Genomic DNA, 18,851 nt, shown 5'->3' with positions numbered 1-18,851 from the left:
AAGATTCCAGGCCGCGCAAATGGCTACACTGCGCAGGTGGCGCGGGCCGGATGCCGGCGTGGATGATTGATAATAACGTGGTAGCAGGAGAGTGGCGTGCTTAGAAGAATGGGGATAAAAGGCCGCGTACTGTTGCTGACCTTATTACCGACCAGCCTGATGGCGCTGTTGTTGGGCGGCTATTTCACCTGGATGCAGCTCTCGGAGTTGCAGACCCAGTTGCTGCAACGCGGCGAAATGATCGCCGAGCAATTGGCCCCCTTGGTGGCACCTGCCCTGGGCCACAACAACACCGACCTGCTGGAGCGCATCGCGACCCAGTCCCTGGAGCAGCCGGATGTGCGCGCCGTGTCGTTCCTGGCGCCAGACCGCTCCTCCCTGGCCCACGCCGGCCCGACCATGCTCAACCAGCCACCCACCGGCAACAGCTCGCACCTGTTGCAGCGCACCGGCAACGATGCCACTCGCTATCTATTGCCGGTGTTTGGCCGCCATCGCAACCTGGCGGGCGAGCTGATTCCGGATGAGGCCGACCGCCTGCTGGGTTGGGTCGAAGTGGAGCTGTCTCACAATGGCATGTTGCTGCGTGGCTATCGCAGCCTGTTCGCCAGCCTGCTGCTGATCGCCATCGGCCTGATGTGCACCGCCGCCCTCGCCCTGCGTATCAGCCGTACCATCAATTCGCCGATCGGCCAGATCAAGCAAGCAGTGGCCCAGCTCAAGGACGGTAACCTGGAGACACGCTTGCCACCCTTGGGCAGCCAGGAGCTGGACCAACTCGCGTCGGGCATCAACCGCATGGCCGAAACCCTGCAAAATGCCCAGGAAGAGCTGCAACACAGCATCGACCAGGCCACCGAAGACGTGCGCCAGAACCTGGAAACCATCGAGATCCAGAACATCGAGCTGGACCTGGCACGCAAGGAAGCCCTGGAAGCCAGCCGTATCAAGTCGGAGTTCCTGGCCAACATGAGCCATGAAATCCGCACGCCGCTCAACGGCATCCTCGGTTTTACTCACTTGCTGCAAAAAAGCGAGCTGTCGCCGCGTCAGTTGGACTACCTGGGCACTATCGAAAAGTCTGCGGATAACCTGCTGGGCATCATCAACGAAATCCTCGATTTCTCGAAGATTGAAGCCGGCAAACTGGTGCTCGACAGCGTGCCTTTCAACCTGCGCGACTTGCTGCAAGACACCTTGACCATCCTCGCTCCCGCCGCCCATGCCAAGCAGCTCGAACTGGTGAGCCTGGTGTACCGCGACACGCCGCTGGCGTTGGTGGGCGACCCGCTGCGGCTCAAGCAGATTCTGACCAACCTGATCAGCAATGCGATCAAGTTCACCCGCGAAGGCACCATTGTGGCCCGAGCGATGATTGAGGATGAACAAGAAGACAGCGTGCAATTGCGCATCAGCGTGCAAGACACCGGCATCGGCCTGTCCAACCAGGATGTGCGCGCCCTGTTCCAGGCATTCAGCCAGGCCGACAACTCACTGTCGCGCCAGCCCGGCGGCACCGGTTTGGGCCTGGTGATTTCCAAGCGGTTGATCGAGCAGATGGGCGGCGAAATTGGCGTCGACAGCACGCCGGGGGAAGGCTCCGAATTCTGGATCAGCCTGAATCTGCCCAAAACCCGCGACGACATCGAAGATTTGCCCGCCGCGCCGCTGCTGGGGCGGCGTGTGGCCGTGCTGGAAAACCACGAACTGGCGCGCCAGGCACTGCAACATCAGTTGGAAGACTGCGGCCTGGAAGTCACCCCTTTCAATACCCTGGAAAGCCTGACCAACGGCATCACCAGCGCGCACCAGACCGAACAGGCCATCAGCCTGGCGGTGCTCGGCGTCACGGCCAATGACATTCCGCCCGAGCGCCTCAACCAACACCTGTGGGACCTTGAACACCTGGGCTGCAAGGTGTTGGTGCTGTGCCCGACCACCGAGCAGATGCTGTTCAACCAATCGGTGCCCAACCCCAACAGCCAATTGCAGGCCAAGCCCGCCTGTACCCGCAAGCTGCGCCGCTCCCTGGCCGACCTGATCAGCCCGCGCCCTTCGCGCAGCGAACCTGGTGAGCCGTTGTCCAGCCGTGCGCCACGGGTGCTGTGCGTGGACGACAACCCGGCCAACCTGCTGCTGGTGCAAACCCTGTTGGAAGACATGGGCGCCAAGGTGCAGGCGGTGGAAAGCGGTTACGCGGCGGTCGACGCCGTGAAGCAGGAAACTTTCGATTTAGTGTTGATGGACGTGCAAATGCCCGGCATGGATGGCCGCCAGAGCACCGAGGCGATCCGCCAGTGGGAAAGCGAGCGCCACGGCACGCCGCTGCCGGTGGTGGCCCTCACGGCTCACGCCATGGCCAACGAAAAACGCGCCCTGCTGCAAAGCGGCATGGATGACTACCTGACCAAACCCATCAGCGAGCGGCAATTGGCCCAGGTGGTATTGAAATGGACCGGCCTGGCACTGCGTAACCAAGGCCCAGAGCGCACCCACGAAGGTGCGGCCCAGGGCGTGCAACTGTTGGTACTCGACCACGAAGAAGGCCTGCGCCTGGCCGCCAACAAGGCCGACCTGGCCGCCGATATGCTCGCCATGCTGCTGGCCTCCCTGGAGGCTGATCGCCTGGCGATTACCGTCGCCCGTGAAGCCAATGACAACCACGCCTTGATCGAACGCGTTCACCGCCTGCACGGCGCCACCCGCTACTGTGGCGTGCCGCAATTACGGGCAGCCTGCCAACGCGCCGAAACCCTGCTCAAGCAGGATGACGCCAAGGCCATGGCTGCGCTGGATGAACTGGACATGGCGATTGCACGGTTGGCCAGTGAAGCCAGAGTCAGCGCCTGACTACTGTAGGAGCGAGCTTGCTCGCGAAAAACCAGAGAACACCGCGTTAAACCAGAATGAACGCGTTATCGTTGACGTTTTTCGCGAGCAAGCTCGCTCCTACGGGTACGCATCTATTTTGTCATTGCAGGGAGCCTTTTTAATGCGCGTCATTCTCTTCAGCAGCCAAACCTACGACCGCGAGAGTTTCCTCGGCGAACCGCTGCCGGCCGGCCTGGAACTGCAATTCCAACCGGCACGCCTGAACCTCGATACCGTGGCCCTGGCCGAACACCACGAGGTGGTCTGCGCCTTTATCAACGACGACCTCAGCGCCCCCGTGCTGGAGCAACTTGCCAAGGGCGGCACGCGCCTGATTGCCCTGCGCTCGGCGGGCTACAACCATGTCGACTTGCCCGCCGCCCAGCGCCTGGGCCTGAGTATCGTGCGCGTGCCCGCCTATTCGCCCCATGCGGTGGCCGAGCACGCAGTCGCGCTGATTCTGGCCCTCAACCGCCGTCTGCACCGTGCCTACAACCGCACCCGCGACGGTGATTTCAGCCTGCACGGGCTCACCGGTTTCGATCTGGTCGGCAAAACAGTCGGCGTGGTCGGCACCGGGCAGATCGGCGCGACCTTCGCCAAGATCATGGCCGGGTTCGGCTGCCAGTTGCTGGCCTACGACCCCTTCCCCAACCCGCAGGTGCAAGACCTTGGCGCCCGCTACGTGAGCCTGCCTGAACTATTGGCCGAGGCGCAGATCATCAGCCTGCATTGCCCGTTGACCGCCGACAGCAAACACCTGATCAATGCCCGCTCGCTCGCGCAGATGCAACCCGGCGCGATGCTGATCAACACCGGGCGCGGTGGCCTGGTCGATACGCCGGCACTGATCGAAGCACTCAAGGTTGGCCAGTTGGGCTACCTGGGGCTGGACGTCTACGAAGAAGAAGCTCAATTGTTTTTCGAGGACCGCTCGGACCTGCCCCTGCAGGATGATGTGCTCGCCCGCCTGCTGACCTTCCCCAACGTGATCATCACCGCGCACCAGGCCTTCCTCACCCGTGAGGCCCTGGCGGCGATTGCCGGCACCACATTGGCCAACATTGCCGCGTGGGCCGATGGCCGGGCGCAGAACCTGGTCGAGGGATGATCAGTGGTCACATACCAGGCTCATGATAGGCCGGCACCCGTGATAGGATGCCGCGCCTATTTGGAGGATCCATGGCCGAACACGATTTCCGCTTCAGCTTGCTGAGCCCGCAACACACCCTGATCGAATGCCGCGCCCTGGTGCCGGGCCGTTACCAGGTCACCGGCAACGGTGGTTCGATCAAACATGGCGACGTCCTGATCGTCAGCCTGCGCGGCAGTAAAACCCTGTCGATGCGACTGACCGTCGAAGGTGACGCACGCTACTCCATCCGCCCGGCGGGCCAGTGGGTCGCCATGGCCCAAGGGCCGAAGTTCGGCGAACTGGAAATTCACACCTGGAAGGTCAACTGCGACAGCTGCGACGCCGTGCTGGAGTTTGAATTCGCGGTAGAAACCAAGCTGACCAAGGCACCCCTGCAACCGGCTGCCAACGCGCGTATCAAAGAACTGGGTTGGGCCAGCGAAGGCGATAAGCACCGTTGCCCGAAATGCCAGCAGGCCGCGCAATGAAAGGCCGGCTGCTGCTCGCCGCAATCGGCATGAGCCTGGCAGGCTGCGCCGCCGATGGCGCCAAGCTCGAGCGCGACCACAGCTACGTAGTGGAATGGATCGGTGAGCGGCCGTTGATGGACTACGCGCACCTGACCGTCACCCTGGGTGCCGATGGCCGGGCCTATGGCAATGGCGGCTGCAACCACTGGTTTGCACCGTACACCGTCGAAGGCAACAAGCTCAGCTTCGGCCCGGTCGGCAGCACCCGAAAAATGTGCGCCGAAGCCCTGATGGAGCAAGAGCATCGCTTCTTCCAGGCCCTGCAAAGCGTGCAGCGCTGGGACATCTCGCCGATCGAGCAGACGCGGTTCTGGCCGGCCGAAGGCAAGCCAATCCGCTTATGGCTCGAAGAAGGCTAATCTAGGCGCACGCTCCTGTATTAACGCGGTGTCCTCTGGTTCTGTGGGAGCTGGCTTGCCTGCGATGCGGACGACGCGGTGTATCAGGTACACCGCAGCGATGCCATCGCAGCATAGGTATCTACACAACTTCGAGGCGACGCTGGACCTGTGGCGAGGGAGCTTGCTCCCGTGACGGCCTGACAGCCGATGCCAATCTACCCTGACACCCCGCGATCAACCTGTGGGAGCGGGCTTGCTCGCGAAGGCGGCCTGGCAGTCAACACAGTTGTGTTGTGTACATATCCATTCCTGCGGTAACGGCCACTTAGGGTTCCGCCCTGACGGCGGCTCACTTTTGAACAGCGCAAAAGTAAGCAAAACGCTCTTGCCCCACCACTCGGCACCTCGCTTAGGCTCGGTGTGCCCGTAATCCGCCAGTGATTTGGGGGGCCGCCGCCACGCGCCATCCATGGCGCGGGGCGGCTAAACCGGCATCCCTGCCGGTTTACCCCCCAAATCCCTGTCGAATTCCGGCCAGCGTGGTTTAACGGGGCGCCTAAGATCAAAAGCAGATCAAGAGCGACTCGCTTCGCATCGTGGTTACCGTCTGCTGTTACAACTCACAAAGTTGTGTAGATACCTATGGCCATCGCAGGCAAGCCAGCTCCCACAGTTCTAGCCTTTGAGGGCCTTGAGCTTGGCCAACACCCCTTCCGCCGTCTGCTCCCCCATCAACTGCTCACGCACCTTGCCCTTGTCGTCGATGATGTAGGTCACCGGCAAAGCCTCGCTGCGCGGAATCTCGAAAATCCCGTCCGGGTTCTGGGCCAGTACCGTGAACTTGATCCCCAGCTTGTCGCTGGCGGCCTTGAGCTCTTCACCCTGCACATTGTCGAAGTTGACGCCGAACACCCCGACATTCTGGCCTTTCAGCTGTTCTGCCAGGGCATTGAGCTCGGGGATTTCCGTGCGGCACGGGCCACACCATTCGGCCCAGTAGTTGACCACCAGCCACTGTTTGTCCAAGCGTTCGGCCGCCACTTTCTGGCCATATTGGTCAACGCCGTAATCGTTACCGCAGCCGCTGAGCAGCAGGGTTGTGATGATCGCCAATGCACCGATCAGTCGCCTTGTCATGGGGTATTCCTTCGCAAAAATGAACGTTGGCTGCGGCCTATCGCCTCTTACGGTTTAAGGACAGGCGCCAGCGCAGGTAGAATACCCGCCACCTTACGCAAGATGCGACCCGCACATGACCGATCTGACGCTTTATCACAACCCGCGCTGCTCGAAATCGCGCGGTGCGCTGGAACTGCTGGAAGCCCGCGGCCTCACCCCGACCGTGGTGCGCTACCTGGAAACCCCGCTGAATGCCGCGCAAATCAAGGCCCTGCTGAAAAAGCTGGGCATCAGCGCACGCCAACTGCTGCGCACCGGCGAAGACGAATACAAAACCCTGAACCTGGCCGATGCCAGCGTGAACGAAGCACAGTTGATCGCCGCCATCGCCGCCCATCCCAAGCTGATGGAACGCCCGATCCTGGAAACCGCCGATAAAGCCATCATTGGCCGCCCGCCCGAGAACGTGCTGGAGATTCTGCCGTGAGTACGCCCTATGTGCTGGTGTTGTATTACAGCCGCAACGGCTCGGTGAGCGAGATGGCCCGGCAGATCGCCCGCGGTATCGAGCAAGGCGGCATGGAAGCGCGGTTGCGCACGGTGCCGGCGATTTCCACCGAGTGCGAAGCGGTGGCGCCGAGCATTCCCGACGAAGGCGCGCTGTATGCCAGCCTGGATGACCTGAAGCACTGCTCGGGCCTGGCCCTGGGCAGTCCGACCCGGTTCGGTAACATGGCCGCGCCGCTCAAGTACTTCCTCGATGGCACCAGCAACCTGTGGCTTACCGGCGCGTTGGTGGGCAAGCCAGCCGGCGTGTTCACCTCCACCGCCAGCCTGCATGGCGGCCAGGAAACCACGCTGATGTCGATGCTGCTGCCGCTGCTGCACCACGGCATGCTGATCACCGGCCTGCCCTACAGCGAACAGGCCCTGCTCGACACCCAGGGCGGCGGCACGCCTTATGGCGCCAGCCACCATTCCGGGCCAGACGGCAAGCGCATGCTCGACCAACATGAAATCACCCTGTGCCGGGCCCTGGGCCTGCGCCTGGCCAAGACCGCCACGCTGCTGGAGAACGGCCGTGGCCAGGAAGCCTAAGGTCCTGCCGCCACGGGAGTGGCTGGAGCCGCGGGTCAAGGTGGCACGCGCGCTGAGCCTGCTGGCGTTTTTAGGCCTGGTGGGCTTGTTGTGCGCGTATTACCTGTTTGTCGCCGACCTGCATGGGGCGCGCCCGTGGGTCATCCTGCTGATCGAGCTGGTGCCGCTGCTGATACTTGCGCCAGGCATGCTGATGGGCAGCGCACGCGGGCATTCGTGGATGTGCTTTGTGGTGAACCTGTATTTCATCAAGGGCGCGCTGGCCGCGTATGACCCGAACCGCCAGTGGTTTGGTGTGCTGGAAATGCTCGCGAGCCTGGCGGTGTTTTGCACGGCGTTGCTGTATGTGCGTTGGCGGCATCAACTGAACCGGCGACTGGCCGAAGCCCCGGGCGTCTGAACGCCAGCCTTCGCGAGCAAGCCCGCTCCCACAGGTGGAATGCGTTCCCCTGTGGGAGCGGGCTTGCTCGCGAAGGCATCACCGCGGTCTCAATGGTTGACGGTGTAGGCCAACATCATCGACAACTGACACATCGGCCGCCCACTCTCGGCATGCCACTGGTTGAAGGCACCCTGCACCGTCGCCAAATCGCGCAGGCTGGTCGGGGCCTTGTCGACGATCTTCTGCGCATTCAGCGCCGCCACCACGTCATCGCTCGGCACAAAAGTGTCCTTGCCGACCATGCGCAAAAAGCGCGGCGCCGACAGCCCACCCAGCTGGTGGCCATGCTTGCTCAGGTACTTCCACAGCCCGACGATATCAGTCACCGGCCAATCGGCGATAAACGCGCCGAAGCTGCCTTTTTCCTGTTCGATATCCAGGATCATCTGCGCATTGCGCGGCACACTCTTGAGCTTGCCCAGGTGACGGATGATGCGCGTGTCTTGCATCAGCCGTTCCAGGTGCTCGGCGCCCATCAGCACGACTTTTTCCGGATCGAAGCCGAAGAACACCTGCTCGAACGCCGGCCATTTAGCATCCACCACGCTGTGCTTCAAACCGGCGCGGAACACCCGCAGCGCCAAGGTCGACAGGTAACGGTCATCGGTGATCTTGCGCAATTGCGCCGGGGTCTTGGGCACCGGCAGATGGGCTTCCAGCTTGGCCGCCGAACCGAAGCGGTTCAGACAATATTCGTGCAGCCACTTGTAATCACGCATGCCCTCTCCTGTCAGTCGAATTGAAAACGGCGCCCGCAAGCGCCGTGTACTAGAGCCTTGGGAAGACTCAGAGGTTCACTACATTGACGAAACGCGATGCGGCGGTCTCATCGATTTTCAGGCTGGTGAAGTCGAACAGGTTGCGGTCGGCCAATTGCGACGGGATCACGTTTTGCAGGCTGCGGAAGATACTTTCGGTACGCCCTGGGGTCTTGCGCTCCCAGTCCACCAGCATCTCCTTGACCACCTGGCGCTGCAGGTTTTCCTGGGAGCCGCACAGGTTGCACGGGATGATCGGGAATTGCTTGAAGTCGGAGTAAGCCTGGATGTCCTTCTCGTTGCAATACGCCATCGGGCGGATCACTACGTTGCGCCCGTCATCGGCACGCAGCTTGGGCGGCATGGCCTTGAGCGAGCCGTTGAAGAACATGTTGAGGAAGAAGGTTTCGACGATGTCATCGCGGTGATGACCCAGGGCCATCTTGGTCGCGCCGATCTCATCGGCAAAGGTGTAGAGCGTGCCACGGCGCAGGCGCGAGCACAGCGAGCAGGTGGTCTTGCCTTCCGGGATCAGTTCCTTGACCACCGAGTAGGTGTCTTTCTCGACGATGTGGTACTCGACGCCCAGTTCTTTCAGGTAGGCCGGCAGCACATGCTCGGGGAAACCGGGTTGCTTCTGGTCCATGTTGACCGCCACGATCTCGAACTTGATCGGCGCGACCTTTTGCAGGTGCAGTAACACGTCGAGCATGGTGTAGCTGTCTTTGCCGCCGGAGAGGCAGACCATGACCTTGTCGCCGTCCTCGATCATGTTGAAATCGGCGACTGCTTCACCGGCCAGGCGACGCAGGCGTTTTTGCAGTTTGTTCTGGTTGACTGTAAGAGTGCCCATGGCGCTTGGATCCGCAAAGGTGTGTGACGAAAAGCGCAGCATTTTACCGGCAAGACTGGCCCAGTTCCAATGTGGGAGCTGGATGCCATGAATCCTGACAGACCGCACCGCGATTAGCGCCCGTGTTTACAGCGCAATTTGCTCTAAAGGCCCTACGGTTATTCCGGTCATCCCTTCCTATACTGCGACTTGAGGTCGCACATCTATCCAGACCTTTCAGGCCATTTGGCCCGTGGGCGCTCCGATGGGGGGCGATGGTAATAACGACAGGAGTGACTGGCATGATCCATCACGTCGTGGGGCTGTTTACCCATCCCGACCAGGAATGGCGGGAAATCCGTGGCGATAAAGAAGAAAGCATCGGCCACATGTACCTCACTCATACCTTGATTCTCGCGGCGATCCCCGCCATTTCCGCCTTTATCGGCACCACTCAGGTCGGCTGGGTCATCGGCAACCGCGCCCCGGTGATGCTGACCCAGGAAAGCGCGCTGTGGATGACTCTCATGTCTTACGCGGCCATGCTGTGCGGCGTGGCGGTGATGGGCGCGTTCATTCACTGGATGGCTCGCACCTACGACGCCAGCCCAAGCATGGCCCGCTGCGTGGCGTTTGCCACCTACACCGCCACGCCCTTGTTTATCGGCGGGCTGGCGGCGCTCTACCCGCATATGTGGCTGGGCATGGTGGTGGGCACGGCGGCGATCTGCTACACGGTGTACCTGTTGTATGTAGGGCTGCCGACCTTCATGAGTATCGACCCGGATGAAGGCTTCCTGTTTTCCAGTTCGGTATTGGCCGTGGGCCTGGTGGTGCTGGTGGCGATCATGGCCTTTACCGTGATCGTCTGGGGCCTGGGCGTCGGGCCGATCTACACCAGTTGACCGAAAAACCCCGCAGGCAAGGCCACCGCAAGGTGGCTTTGTGCGTTATGCATGACCATTCGGCGCCTGACAGATTCGGAAACACCCAGCTTTGCGGCATACTGGGCGTCTCTGGAGATATGTACAGCATGCCCGAGCAACTCAATACCCGCGTCGAAGATTGTTTCCTGCAAGCCGAATCCTTTTTCAAACGAAGCTTCAAACGCCCCCAGGTCAGCCTCAAGCTGCGGGGCCAGAAGGCCGGTGTCGCGCATTTGCACGAGAACCTGCTGCGCTTCAACCCTCAGTTGTACCGTGAAAACAGCCAACACTTTCTCAAGCAGACCGTAGCCCACGAAGTGGCGCACCTGATTGCCCACCAATTGTTTGGCGAGCGTATCCAGCCCCATGGCGAGGAATGGCAGTTGATCATGCGCGGGGTTTACGAACTGCCGCCCGACCGTTGCCACACCTACGAGGTCAAGCGCCGGCAGGTGACTCGCTATATTTACCGCTGCCCGTGTGCGGACAGTGATTTTCCGTTTTCACCGCAGCGCCATGGGCTGGTGGGCCAGGGGCGGCGGTATTTGTGTCGGCGGTGTCGGCAGACTCTGGTGTTCACTGGAGAAACTCGGGTGGAATGAGGGCCTCTTCGCAGCATAGGTATCTACACAACTTCGGTACGACGCTAAACCTGTGGCGAGGGAGCTTGCTCCCGTGACGGCCGGATAGCCGACGCCTATTTACCTGACGCCCCACGACCCAACTGCGGGCTTGCTCGCGAAGGCGGCCTGACAGTCGACACCGTTATACCGAGTGCATATCCATTGCTGCGGTAACGGCCGCCTAGGGTTCCGCCCTGACGGCGGCTCACTTTCGAAAAGCGCGAAAGTAAGCAAAGCGCTCTTGCCCCACCACTCGGCACCTCGCTTAGGCTCGGTGTGCCCGTAATCCGCCAGTGATTTGGGGGGCCGCCGCCACGCGCCATCCATGGCGCGGGGCGGCTAAACCGGCATCCCTGCCGGTTTACCCCCCAAATCCCTGTCGAATTCCGGCCAGCGTGGTTTAACGGGGCGCCTAAGATCAAAAGCAGATCAAGATCAAGAGCGACTCGCTTCGCATCGTGGTTACAGGAGGCTGCTGCGAACTACACAGTTGTGTAGATACCTATGCTCATCGCAGGCAAGCCAGCTCCCACATTTGGATCTGTGAACGCAATCAAAATGTGGGAGCTGGCTTGCCTGCGATAGCGCCCTTTCAGTCAACCCACAACCTTGGCCTGGCGCAATTGCTCTATCCGCTCAACACCGAACCCCAACGCCACCAACACCTCATCACTGTGCGCCCCCACCGCCACCCCAATATGCCTGGGCGCCGGCAACCCCTCGGAGAACTTCAGCGGGCAGGCCAATTGCGCTTGTGTCGAGCCATCCCCCCGGGGCACCTGGCTGACCAACTCCCGCGCCTTCAACTGTGGATGCTCCACCGCCTCACTCAGACTCAACACCGGCTCCACACACGCATCCACCCCGGCAAACAACTCACACAACTGGTCAAAACTGCGCTTCTCGAACTCCACCTGCAACGCCTGCTTGAGCACGGCCTGGCGTTCGGGCGTCACACTGTGTGCCGCCAGTTCCGGGCGCCCCAAGGCCGCGCACAGCTGCTGCATAAACCCCGGCTCCAAACTGCCCACCGACATCCAGCGCCCATCGCGTGTGCGGTAATAGTCATAGAAACTCCCGCCATTGAGCACATGGTTCTCCCACCCAGGCTCGACCCCGCAAGCCAGGTAACCGGCCCCAGCCATGGCGTTCAGGCTGAACGAGCAATCAGTCATGCTCACATCCAGGTATTGCCCCACCCCGCTTTGCTGCCTGGCAATTACCGCCGCCAGCAAGCCCACCACGGCATGCAGCGAACCGCCCGCCACATCCGCCAGTTGTACGCCCAGGGGCAACGGGCCCGTGTCCTGGCGCCCGGTATGGCTGGCCACGCCGGCCAACGCCAGGTAGTTGATATCGTGCCCGGCGCGGTCCTTATAGGGGCCGGTCTGGCCGTAGCCGGTGATCGACACATAGATCAACCGCGGGTTGATCGCCTTCAGCGCCTCATAGCCCAGCCCCAGTCGCTCCATGACGCCGGGGCGGAACTGTTCGAGCAGGATGTCATAGCCCTTGACCAACTCACGCACGATCTCGATCGCCTCGGCCTGCTTAAGGTCCAGGGCCAGGCTGCGCTTGTTGCGGTTGAGGTAGGCGTGGCTGGCCGACGTGCCACGATCATGGGGCGGCAATACCCGCAACAGGTCCATGCGCGTGGGCGATTCGATACGCAGCACTTCGGCGCCCATGTCCGCCAGCATCAAGGAGGCAAACGGGCCGGGCAGCAAGGTGGAAAAATCCAACACTTTAAGGGACGCCAAGGGACCTGACATAGGGACTCCAGTTGGGTTGCGAATACCCACAGACTAGGCAGCCGGGCACCTGTCGGCAATCGTCAGAACGATCAACCACAGTGACCGTTTTGATCACGGCGGGCTTTTTCGCGGCGGCGGCTTTATCATTGGCCGACGTTTGTTGGCAGAGTCTTCCATGAAGTTCGCGATTGCACTGTATAGCGCCGCCCACGCGCCCTCCTCGCGCCGCGCCCTGTTGTTCGCCCAGGCGGCGCTGGCCGGCGGGCATGAGATTGTGCGGCTGTTTTTCTACCAGGACGGCGTGTACAGCGCGTCCAATAACATCGTCGCGCCCCAGGATGAGCAAGACATTGCGCGCCAATGGCGCGAGTTTGTCAGCCAGCACCAACTCGACGGCGTGGTGTGCATCGCCGCCGCCCTGCGCCGGGGTGTGCTGAATGCCGAGGAAGCTGCGCGCTATCAACGCAGCGCAGTCAACCTGGAGGCTCCCTGGGCGTTGTCGGGCCTGGGCCAATTGCATGACGCGATCCAGGACGCCGACCGCCTGATCTGTTTTGGAGGGCCGTGACATGTCCAAATCCTTGTTGGTGATCAGCCGTCAGGCGCCGTGGTCCGGGCCGAGTGCGCGGGAAGCACTGGATATCGTGCTGGCCGGTGGCGCGTTCGATCTGCCCATTGGCCTGCTGTTCCTGGATGACGGCGTGTTCCAACTGGCGCCGAACCAAGCCGCGAAAGCCGTGCAACAGAAAGACCTGAGTGCCAACCTGCAGGCCCTGGGCTTGTTCGGCATTGACGACGTGTTCGCGTGCAGCCATAGCCTGTCCGCACGCGGGCTGCCGCCACCCGCCAACGCGCAGTCGCTAGACAGCCAAGCCATTTCCCAACTGATTGACCGTTACGACCAGGTGATTACCCTCTGATGTCGACTCTACATGTGGTGTCTCATTCCCCGTTTACCGACAGCCGCCTCGACAGCTGCCTGCGCCTCTGTGGCGCCGAGGACGCCATCCTGCTGTGTGGTGACGGTGCCTACGGCCTGCACACGCCCGCCCTGCAAACCAAAGGCGTCAAGGTGTTTGTATTGGCCGAAGACATGCAGGCGCGCAACCTGCCGCTGCCCGACTGGGCTGACAGCGTCGATTACCCAGGCTTCGTGCAACTGTCCATCGACTACGACAAGGTCAACACCTGGCTATGAACACCCTGACCGTCGGCGCACGCACCCTGGAACTGGACAAAGACGGCTACCTTGTCGACCTCAACGATTGGTCCGATGAAGTGGCGAATGCCCTGGCCGCTGCCGAAGCCTTGGAGCTGACCCCGGATCACTGGGAAATCCTCACCCTGCTGCGCCAGTTCTACACCGAATTCCAGCTGTCCCCCGCCACGCGACCGCTGATCAAGTACACCGCCTTGAAGCTGGGCCCGGATAAGGGCAACAGCCTGCACCTCAACAAACTGTTCAACGGCACTCCCGCCAAACTCGCCGCCAAGCTGGCGGGCCTGCCCAGGCCGACGAATTGCTTATGACCGACTTTGCCCCCCTGACTCTCGTAACGCCCCAAGAGCATCCCTTTGCGCAGTTCGTGCGCATCCTTGGCAAAGGCAAGCGCGGCGCGCGCAACCTCACCCGTGAGGAAGCGCGGGAAGCCATGGGCATGCTGCTCGACGAAAAGGTCGAGGACACCCAGCTCGGCGCCTTCCTGATGCTGTTGCGCCACAAGGAAGAAAGCCCGGAAGAACTCGCCGGCTTCACCGAAGCCGTCCGTGAGCGCCTGCACGCGCCAGCATTGAACGTGGATATCGACTGGCCGACCTACGCCGGTAAAAAGCGCCACCTGCCGTGGTTCCTGCTGGCAGCCAAATGCCTGGCACAGAACGGCGTGCGCATCCTGATGCACGGCGGCGGCGCCCACACCGCGGGGCGCTTGTACACCGAGCAATTGCTGGACAGCTTGCAGATCCCGCTGTGCCGCGATTGGCAACAGGTCGAAAGCGCCTTTGCCCACGGCAACCTGGCGTTTATCCCGCTGGGTGATTGGGCGCCACAGTTACAACGCATGATCGACCTGCGCAACACCCTCGGCCTGCGCTCGCCTATCCATTCCCTGGCGCGCCTGCTCAACCCGCTGAATGCGCGCTGTGGCCTGCAAAGCATTTTCCACCCCGGTTACCAGGGCGTGCATCGTGATGCCAGCGGCCTGCTGGGTGACAACGTGATTGTGGTCAAAGGCGACGGCGGTGAGATCGAGGTCAACCCCGACACCCTCAGTCACTTGTATGGCAGCACCGACGGCCAGAGCTGGGACGAAGAGTGGCCCGCCCTCTCCGACCAGCGCCACGTCAAGCCAGCCACGCTTGAGCCCGAGCACCTCAAAGCGCTGTGGCGCGGCGACGTTGAAGACAGCTACCCGCAACTGGCGTTGATCGCCACCATGGCGTTGGCCCTGCGCGGCCTTGGCCACCCGCGGCAACAGGCGTTCGAATTGGCCCAGCAGTACTGGGACGCACGGGATAAATCGATTTAATCGATCATTCACGCCGGTTCTTTGCGCTTTTAGTTCGAACTCATCCCTTTAGACTGGGCTCCAACGCTTATCAGCCAAGGAGCCAGTCATGGGTTTATTGATCGAAGGACAGTGGAAAGACCAGTGGTACGAAAGTAGCGCTGATGGCGCTTTCCAACGGGAACAGGCACAACGCCGCAACTGGGTGACCGCCGATGGCGCGCCAGGCCCGAGTGGCGAAGGCGGCTTCAAGGCCGAGGCCGGTCGCTATCACCTCTATGTGTCCCTTGCCTGCCCGTGGGCGCACCGCACTTTGATCCTGCGCAAGCTCAAGGGCTTGGAAAGCCTGATCGACGTCTCGGTGGTCAGCTGGCTGATGCTGGAAAACGGCTGGACCTTCGACAAGGCCCACGGCTCCAGCGGCGATAGCCTCGACGGTTTCAACTTCATGCACCAGCGCTACACCGCCGATACCGCCGACTACACCGGGCGCGTCACCGTGCCGGTGCTGTGGGACAAAAAGCTCAAGCGCATCGTCAGCAATGAATCGGCGGAGATCATCCGCATGTTCAACAGCGCGTTCAATGAGCTGACCGGCAATACCCTGGATTTTTACCCCCAAGCCCTGCGCCCGACCATCGACGCCCTCAACGAACGCATCTACCCCGCCGTGAACAACGGCGTGTACCGCGCAGGCTTCGCCACCTCACAACAGGCGTATGAAAGCGCGTTTGATGATGTGTTTGCCGAGCTGGATCATCTGGAACAGCACCTGGGCAGCCATCGCTATCTGGCCGGCGAGTACCTGACCGAAGCCGATGTGCGGCTGTTCACCACGCTGATTCGTTTTGATGCGGTGTATTACAGCCACTTCAAATGCAACCTGCGGCGGATTGCCGACTATGGGAATTTGTCGAACTGGCTAAGGGAGATGTATCAGTGGCCAGGCGTGGCCGAGACGGTGGATTTCGAGCATATCAAGGGGCATTACTATGCCAGCCATCGCACGATCAACCCGACGGGGATTGTGCCGAAGGGGCCGTTGCAGGGGTTTGATACCGAGCATGATCGCCATGCATTGCAAGGCAAAGGTGTGTGGAGCTGACGTAAACCGCCTGTAGGAGCGAGCTTGCTCGCGAAGAACGCCAACGATAACGCAGCGCTACCAGGTAGCCCTCGGCGTCCTTGAGTTTTTCGCGAGCAAGCTCGCTCCTACAGTGGGTCAGTCGTTCAGACTTGGGACTGGGCACCCTCGAACCACTTGAGCTTCTCACGCAGTACCACCACCTCACCCACGATCACCAATGTCGGCGCATGCACTTCATGCTCCGCCACCATGCGTGGCAGGTCGGCCAGGGTGCCGGTGAACACGCGCTGGTTGGATGTGGTCCCCTGCTGGATCAGCGCTGCTGGGGTATCCGACGCGCGCCCGTGTTTGATCAACTGCTCGCAAATAAGCGGCAAGCCAATCAGGCCCATGTAGAACACCAGGGTCTGCGACGGCCCGACCAGGTCCTGCCAGGGCAGATCAGAGGTATTGTTCTTCAGGTGGCCGGTGATGAAGCGCACCGATTGGGCATAGTCGCGATGCGTCAGCGGAATCCCGGCATAAGCCGCGCAACCACTGGCTGCGGTGATGCCCGGTACCACCTGGAACGGGATGCCGTGGGCCGCCAATTCCTCGATCTCTTCGCCACCACGGCCAAAGATGAACGGGTCGCCACCTTTAAGGCGCAGCACGCGCTTGCCTTGCTTGGCCAGGTCGACCAGTTGCTGGTTGATCTGGTCCTGGGGCACCGCGTGATCGGCGCGACGCTTGCCGACGTACACGCGCTCGGCATCCCGACGGCACAGTTCCAAAATCGCCGGCGCCACCAAACGGTCGTACAGCACCACGTCGGCTTGCTGCATCAGGCGCAATGCACGAAAGGTCAGCAAATCCGGGTCGCCTGGGCCCGCGCCCACCAAGTACACCTCGCCGGGCGCATAAGGCGGCGCGCCATTGACCTTTTCGATCAACAGGCGCTCAGCCTCATCGCCCTGCCCGGCCAACTGGCGGTCGGCAATCGGGCCCTGGAACACTTCTTCCCAGAACGCCCGGCGTTGCTGCACATCCGGGTACAAACCTTTGACCTGAGCGCGAAAACGCGCGGCCAGCCCAGCCAGTTGACCGTAGGTGGAGGGAATCCAGGTTTCCAGCTTGGCGCGGATCAGGCGTGCCAGTACCGGCGCGTCACCGCCGCTGGAGACGGCAATCACCAAGGGTGAACGGTCGACAATCGCCGGGAAGATCACGCTGCACAGCGCTGGCGCGTCCACCACATTGACCGGCACGCAGCGACGCTTGGCATCACTGGATACTTGCGCATTCAGTGGCTCATCGTCGGTGGCCGCGATAATCAGGGTGCAACCGTCCAGGTCGGCCTCCTGATAACCGCGCAACATCAGTTCCCCGCCACTGCCCAGCACCAGCTCACGCAGCTGGCTTTCGATCTGGGGAGCAACCACCCGCAACACCGCGCCGGCGTCGGCCAGCAGCCGGGATTTGCGCAAGGCAATCTCCCCGCCACCGACGACCAACACACGACTGCCGCGCAGGTTATGAAACAGCGGCAGAAATTCCATTTAGCGGATGACCTCAACGCCCGCCATGTACGGCTTGAGCACCTCAGGTACACGGATCGAACCGTCGGCCTGCTGGTAGTTTTCCAGCACGGCCACCAGGGTACGGCCTACGGCCAGGCCCGAACCGTTGAGGGTATGCACCAGCTCCGGCTTGCCGGTTTCCGGGTTGCGGAAACGCGCCTGCATGCGACGGGCCTGGAAGTCACCGCAGTTGGAGCACGACGAAATCTCGCGGTATTTGTCCTGGCTCGGCACCCACACTTCCAGGTCGTAGGTCTTCACGGCGCTGAAGCCCATGTCGCCGGTGCACAGGGCCAGTACGCGGTAAGGCAGTTCCAGCAACTGCAACACGCGCTCGGCGTTGGCAGTCAGGCCTTCCAGGGCCTCCATGGAGGTCGACGGCTCGACCACCTGCACCATCTCAACCTTGTCGAACTGATGCTGGCGGATCATGCCACGGGTGTCTCGACCCGACGCGCCGGCTTCGCTACGGAAGCACGGGCTGTGGGCCACCAGCTTCAACGGCAGTTGCTTGGCGTCGAGGATTTCGCCGGCGACGATATTGGTCAGCGACACTTCGGCCGTCGGGATCAGATACAGGTCGGCTTCGCCGTCGCGGCTGATCTTGAACAGGTCTTCTTCGAATTTGGGCAGTTGGCTGGTGCCCATCAACGCCGGCGCCTGAACCAGGTACGGGGTGTAGGCTTCTTCGTAACCGTGTTCGCCGGTGTGCAGGTTGATCATGAACTGCGCCAGGGCACGGTGCATGCGCGCAATCGGGCCGCGCAGCAAGGCAAAGCGTGCACCGGACATTTTTGCTGCGGTTTCAAAATCCAGGCCACCGGTCAATTCGCCCAGGGCGACGTGGTCCTTGATCTCGAAATCGAAAGCTTTGGGCGTGCCCCAGCGGCGCACTTCGACGTTGCCGTCTTCGTCTTCGCCGACCGGCACGGATTCGTGGGGCAGGTTCGGAATGCCCAGCAGGATCGAATCCAACTGGGTCTGAATGCCTTCCAGCTCGATTTTGCCGTCGGACAGCTCAGTGCCCATGCGCTCGACATCCGCCATCAACGGCGCGATGTCTTCGCCGCGCTGCTTGGCCTGGCCGATGGACTTGGAGCGCGCATTACGTTCAGCCTGCAGTGCTTCGGTGCGGGTCTGGACGGTCTTGCGCTGTTCTTCCAGCGCTTCGATGCGCGCAACATCCAAGGCAAAGCCACGGGATGCCAGGCGGTCCGCTACGTCCTGAAGGTTGCTACGTAACAGTTTGGAATCGAGCATGTCGGTCTC

General features: G+C 61.7%; 21 protein-coding genes. 15 read left to right on the top strand and 6 right to left on the bottom strand.

The window, feature by feature from the left end:
* The first annotated feature begins 96 nt into the window (after nt 1-96).
* From PSH76_RS11175 to PSH76_RS11160, 4 genes are all read left to right on the top strand, one after another.
* Complete coding sequence (locus PSH76_RS11175; RefSeq protein WP_305494081.1) at nt 97-2,850, top strand: response regulator; 2,754 nt, start codon at nt 97-99, stop codon at nt 2,848-2,850.
* Between the two features lie 142 nt (nt 2,851-2,992).
* Nucleotides 2,993-3,982, top strand: coding sequence for a 2-hydroxyacid dehydrogenase (locus PSH76_RS11170; RefSeq protein WP_305494080.1), 990 nt, complete (start codon nt 2,993-2,995; stop codon nt 3,980-3,982).
* Nucleotides 3,983-4,053: 71 nt separating this feature from the next.
* Nucleotides 4,054-4,494 (top strand): hypothetical protein, encoded by a 441-nt coding sequence (locus PSH76_RS11165; protein WP_003192054.1) that lies wholly within the window; start codon nt 4,054-4,056, stop codon nt 4,492-4,494.
* The gene (locus PSH76_RS11160; RefSeq protein WP_032896704.1) at nt 4,491-4,895 is read left to right on the top strand and encodes an META domain-containing protein; all 405 of its coding nucleotides are present in this window, start codon (nt 4,491-4,493) and stop codon (nt 4,893-4,895) included. The genes PSH76_RS11165 and PSH76_RS11160 overlap by 4 nt, the downstream gene beginning before the upstream one ends.
* A gap of 657 nt (nt 4,896-5,552) precedes the next feature.
* On the opposite strand, the gene PSH76_RS11155 is transcribed toward PSH76_RS11160, so the two are convergent.
* A complete protein-coding gene (locus PSH76_RS11155) occupies nt 5,553-6,014 on the bottom strand; it encodes a TlpA disulfide reductase family protein (RefSeq protein WP_003192057.1) in 462 nt (153 codons plus the stop codon).
* A 115-nt stretch (nt 6,015-6,129) separates the two neighbouring features.
* Between PSH76_RS11155 and arsC the strand changes: the two genes are divergently transcribed.
* Genes arsC through PSH76_RS11140 form a run of 3 tightly spaced genes read left to right on the top strand, consistent with a single transcriptional unit; the run spans nt 6,130 to nt 7,494 of the window.
* Entirely contained in the window at nt 6,130-6,483 is a 354-nt protein-coding gene (gene arsC / locus PSH76_RS11150) for an arsenate reductase (glutaredoxin) (protein WP_032896703.1), read from the top strand.
* Nucleotides 6,480-7,094, top strand: a complete 615-nt coding sequence (wrbA, locus tag PSH76_RS11145; RefSeq protein ID WP_003192060.1) for an NAD(P)H:quinone oxidoreductase — start codon at nt 6,480-6,482, stop codon at nt 7,092-7,094. The genes arsC and wrbA overlap by 4 nt, the downstream gene beginning before the upstream one ends.
* Entirely contained in the window at nt 7,078-7,494 is a 417-nt protein-coding gene (locus PSH76_RS11140) for a DUF2069 domain-containing protein (protein WP_305494079.1), read from the top strand. The genes wrbA and PSH76_RS11140 overlap by 17 nt, the downstream gene beginning before the upstream one ends.
* Before the next feature lie 89 nt (nt 7,495-7,583).
* On the opposite strand, the gene PSH76_RS11135 is transcribed toward PSH76_RS11140, so the two are convergent.
* Nucleotides 7,584-8,255 carry a DNA-3-methyladenine glycosylase I gene (locus tag PSH76_RS11135; RefSeq protein ID WP_034127867.1) on the bottom strand — a complete coding sequence of 224 codons (672 nt, stop codon included), beginning with the start codon at nt 8,253-8,255 and terminating at the stop codon, nt 7,584-7,586.
* 67 nt (nt 8,256-8,322) lie between these two features.
* Nucleotides 8,323-9,147: a tRNA 2-thiocytidine(32) synthetase TtcA gene (gene ttcA, locus PSH76_RS11130; RefSeq protein WP_138761648.1), complete on the bottom strand. Its 825-nt coding sequence runs from the start codon at nt 9,145-9,147 to the stop codon at nt 8,323-8,325.
* Nucleotides 9,148-9,428: 281 nt separating this feature from the next.
* Between ttcA and PSH76_RS11125 the strand changes: the two genes are divergently transcribed.
* Nucleotides 9,429-10,031 (top strand): Yip1 family protein, encoded by a 603-nt coding sequence (locus PSH76_RS11125; RefSeq protein WP_003192065.1) that lies wholly within the window; start codon nt 9,429-9,431, stop codon nt 10,029-10,031.
* 128 nt (nt 10,032-10,159) lie between these two features.
* The gene (locus PSH76_RS11120) at nt 10,160-10,654 is read left to right on the top strand and encodes a SprT family zinc-dependent metalloprotease (protein WP_032897884.1); all 495 of its coding nucleotides are present in this window, start codon (nt 10,160-10,162) and stop codon (nt 10,652-10,654) included.
* A gap of 617 nt (nt 10,655-11,271) precedes the next feature.
* Here PSH76_RS11120 and PSH76_RS11115 read toward each other — a convergent pair.
* Nucleotides 11,272-12,447 (bottom strand): CaiB/BaiF CoA-transferase family protein, encoded by a 1,176-nt coding sequence (locus PSH76_RS11115; RefSeq protein ID WP_186607990.1) that lies wholly within the window; start codon nt 12,445-12,447, stop codon nt 11,272-11,274.
* A 157-nt stretch (nt 12,448-12,604) separates the two neighbouring features.
* Here PSH76_RS11115 and tusD point away from each other — a divergent pair, with 157 nt between their 5' ends.
* The 6 genes from tusD (at nt 12,605) to PSH76_RS11085 (ending at nt 16,041) form a co-directional block, all read left to right on the top strand.
* Nucleotides 12,605-12,997 carry a sulfurtransferase complex subunit TusD gene (gene tusD / locus PSH76_RS11110; protein ID WP_003192069.1) on the top strand — a complete coding sequence of 131 codons (393 nt, stop codon included), beginning with the start codon at nt 12,605-12,607 and terminating at the stop codon, nt 12,995-12,997.
* 1 nt (nt 12,998) lies between these two features.
* The gene (tusC, locus tag PSH76_RS11105) at nt 12,999-13,349 is read left to right on the top strand and encodes a sulfurtransferase complex subunit TusC (RefSeq protein WP_078803341.1); all 351 of its coding nucleotides are present in this window, start codon (nt 12,999-13,001) and stop codon (nt 13,347-13,349) included.
* Nucleotides 13,349-13,627 carry a sulfurtransferase complex subunit TusB gene (gene tusB / locus PSH76_RS11100; RefSeq protein WP_044274586.1) on the top strand — a complete coding sequence of 93 codons (279 nt, stop codon included), beginning with the start codon at nt 13,349-13,351 and terminating at the stop codon, nt 13,625-13,627. The genes tusC and tusB overlap by 1 nt, the downstream gene beginning before the upstream one ends.
* Nucleotides 13,624-13,959: a TusE/DsrC/DsvC family sulfur relay protein gene (locus tag PSH76_RS11095; protein ID WP_138761650.1), complete on the top strand. Its 336-nt coding sequence runs from the start codon at nt 13,624-13,626 to the stop codon at nt 13,957-13,959. The genes tusB and PSH76_RS11095 overlap by 4 nt, the downstream gene beginning before the upstream one ends.
* Nucleotides 13,956-14,957: a glycosyl transferase family protein gene (locus PSH76_RS11090; protein WP_138761651.1), complete on the top strand. Its 1,002-nt coding sequence runs from the start codon at nt 13,956-13,958 to the stop codon at nt 14,955-14,957. Before PSH76_RS11095 ends, PSH76_RS11090 begins: the two co-directional genes overlap by 4 nt.
* Nucleotides 14,958-15,045: 88 nt before the next feature.
* Nucleotides 15,046-16,041 (top strand): glutathione S-transferase family protein, encoded by a 996-nt coding sequence (locus PSH76_RS11085; protein ID WP_098951007.1) that lies wholly within the window; start codon nt 15,046-15,048, stop codon nt 16,039-16,041.
* A gap of 125 nt (nt 16,042-16,166) precedes the next feature.
* Here PSH76_RS11085 and cysG read toward each other — a convergent pair whose 3' ends face one another.
* Both cysG and serS read right to left on the bottom strand, forming a co-directional pair.
* Nucleotides 16,167-17,561, bottom strand: a complete 1,395-nt coding sequence (gene cysG / locus PSH76_RS11080) for a siroheme synthase CysG (RefSeq protein WP_305494078.1) — start codon at nt 17,559-17,561, stop codon at nt 16,167-16,169.
* Nucleotides 17,562-18,842 carry a serine--tRNA ligase gene (gene serS, locus PSH76_RS11075; protein ID WP_032896683.1) on the bottom strand — a complete coding sequence of 427 codons (1,281 nt, stop codon included), beginning with the start codon at nt 18,840-18,842 and terminating at the stop codon, nt 17,562-17,564.
* Between the last annotated feature and the right edge of the window lie 9 nt (nt 18,843-18,851).

It is taken from the genome of Pseudomonas sp. FP215 (assembly GCF_030687795.1).
GTDB lineage: Bacteria > Pseudomonadota > Gammaproteobacteria > Pseudomonadales > Pseudomonadaceae > Aquipseudomonas > Aquipseudomonas salmasensis.
The sequence above is the reverse complement of the archived record's forward strand: the minus strand, read 5'-3'. Positions and strand labels throughout refer to the sequence as shown.

Excerpts from the sequence above, each read along its gene's own strand:
- PSH76_RS11170 (WP_305494080.1), top strand. The coding sequence starts at position 2,993 with ATGCGCGTCATTCTCTTCAGCAGCCAAACCTACGACCGCGAGAGTTTC.
- PSH76_RS11165 (WP_003192054.1), top strand. The coding sequence starts at position 4,054 with ATGGCCGAACACGATTTCCGCTTCAGCTTGCTGAGCCCGCAACACACC.
- PSH76_RS11160 (WP_032896704.1), top strand. The coding sequence starts at position 4,491 with ATGAAAGGCCGGCTGCTGCTCGCCGCAATCGGCATGAGCCTGGCAGGC.
- PSH76_RS11155 (WP_003192057.1), bottom strand. The coding sequence starts at position 6,014 with ATGACAAGGCGACTGATCGGTGCATTGGCGATCATCACAACCCTGCTG.
- arsC (WP_032896703.1), top strand. The coding sequence starts at position 6,130 with ATGACCGATCTGACGCTTTATCACAACCCGCGCTGCTCGAAATCGCGC.
- PSH76_RS11135 (WP_034127867.1), bottom strand. The coding sequence starts at position 8,255 with ATGCGTGATTACAAGTGGCTGCACGAATATTGTCTGAACCGCTTCGGT.
- ttcA (WP_138761648.1), bottom strand. The coding sequence starts at position 9,147 with ATGGGCACTCTTACAGTCAACCAGAACAAACTGCAAAAACGCCTGCGT.
- PSH76_RS11125 (WP_003192065.1), top strand. The coding sequence starts at position 9,429 with ATGATCCATCACGTCGTGGGGCTGTTTACCCATCCCGACCAGGAATGG.
- PSH76_RS11120 (WP_032897884.1), top strand. The coding sequence starts at position 10,160 with ATGCCCGAGCAACTCAATACCCGCGTCGAAGATTGTTTCCTGCAAGCC.
- PSH76_RS11115 (WP_186607990.1), bottom strand. The coding sequence starts at position 12,447 with ATGTCAGGTCCCTTGGCGTCCCTTAAAGTGTTGGATTTTTCCACCTTG.
- tusD (WP_003192069.1), top strand. The coding sequence starts at position 12,605 with ATGAAGTTCGCGATTGCACTGTATAGCGCCGCCCACGCGCCCTCCTCG.
- tusC (WP_078803341.1), top strand. The coding sequence starts at position 12,999 with ATGTCCAAATCCTTGTTGGTGATCAGCCGTCAGGCGCCGTGGTCCGGG.
- tusB (WP_044274586.1), top strand. The coding sequence starts at position 13,349 with ATGTCGACTCTACATGTGGTGTCTCATTCCCCGTTTACCGACAGCCGC.
- PSH76_RS11095 (WP_138761650.1), top strand. The coding sequence starts at position 13,624 with ATGAACACCCTGACCGTCGGCGCACGCACCCTGGAACTGGACAAAGAC.
- PSH76_RS11090 (WP_138761651.1), top strand. The coding sequence starts at position 13,956 with ATGACCGACTTTGCCCCCCTGACTCTCGTAACGCCCCAAGAGCATCCC.
- PSH76_RS11085 (WP_098951007.1), top strand. The coding sequence starts at position 15,046 with ATGGGTTTATTGATCGAAGGACAGTGGAAAGACCAGTGGTACGAAAGT.
- cysG (WP_305494078.1), bottom strand. The coding sequence starts at position 17,561 with ATGGAATTTCTGCCGCTGTTTCATAACCTGCGCGGCAGTCGTGTGTTG.
- serS (WP_032896683.1), bottom strand. The coding sequence starts at position 18,842 with ATGCTCGATTCCAAACTGTTACGTAGCAACCTTCAGGACGTAGCGGAC.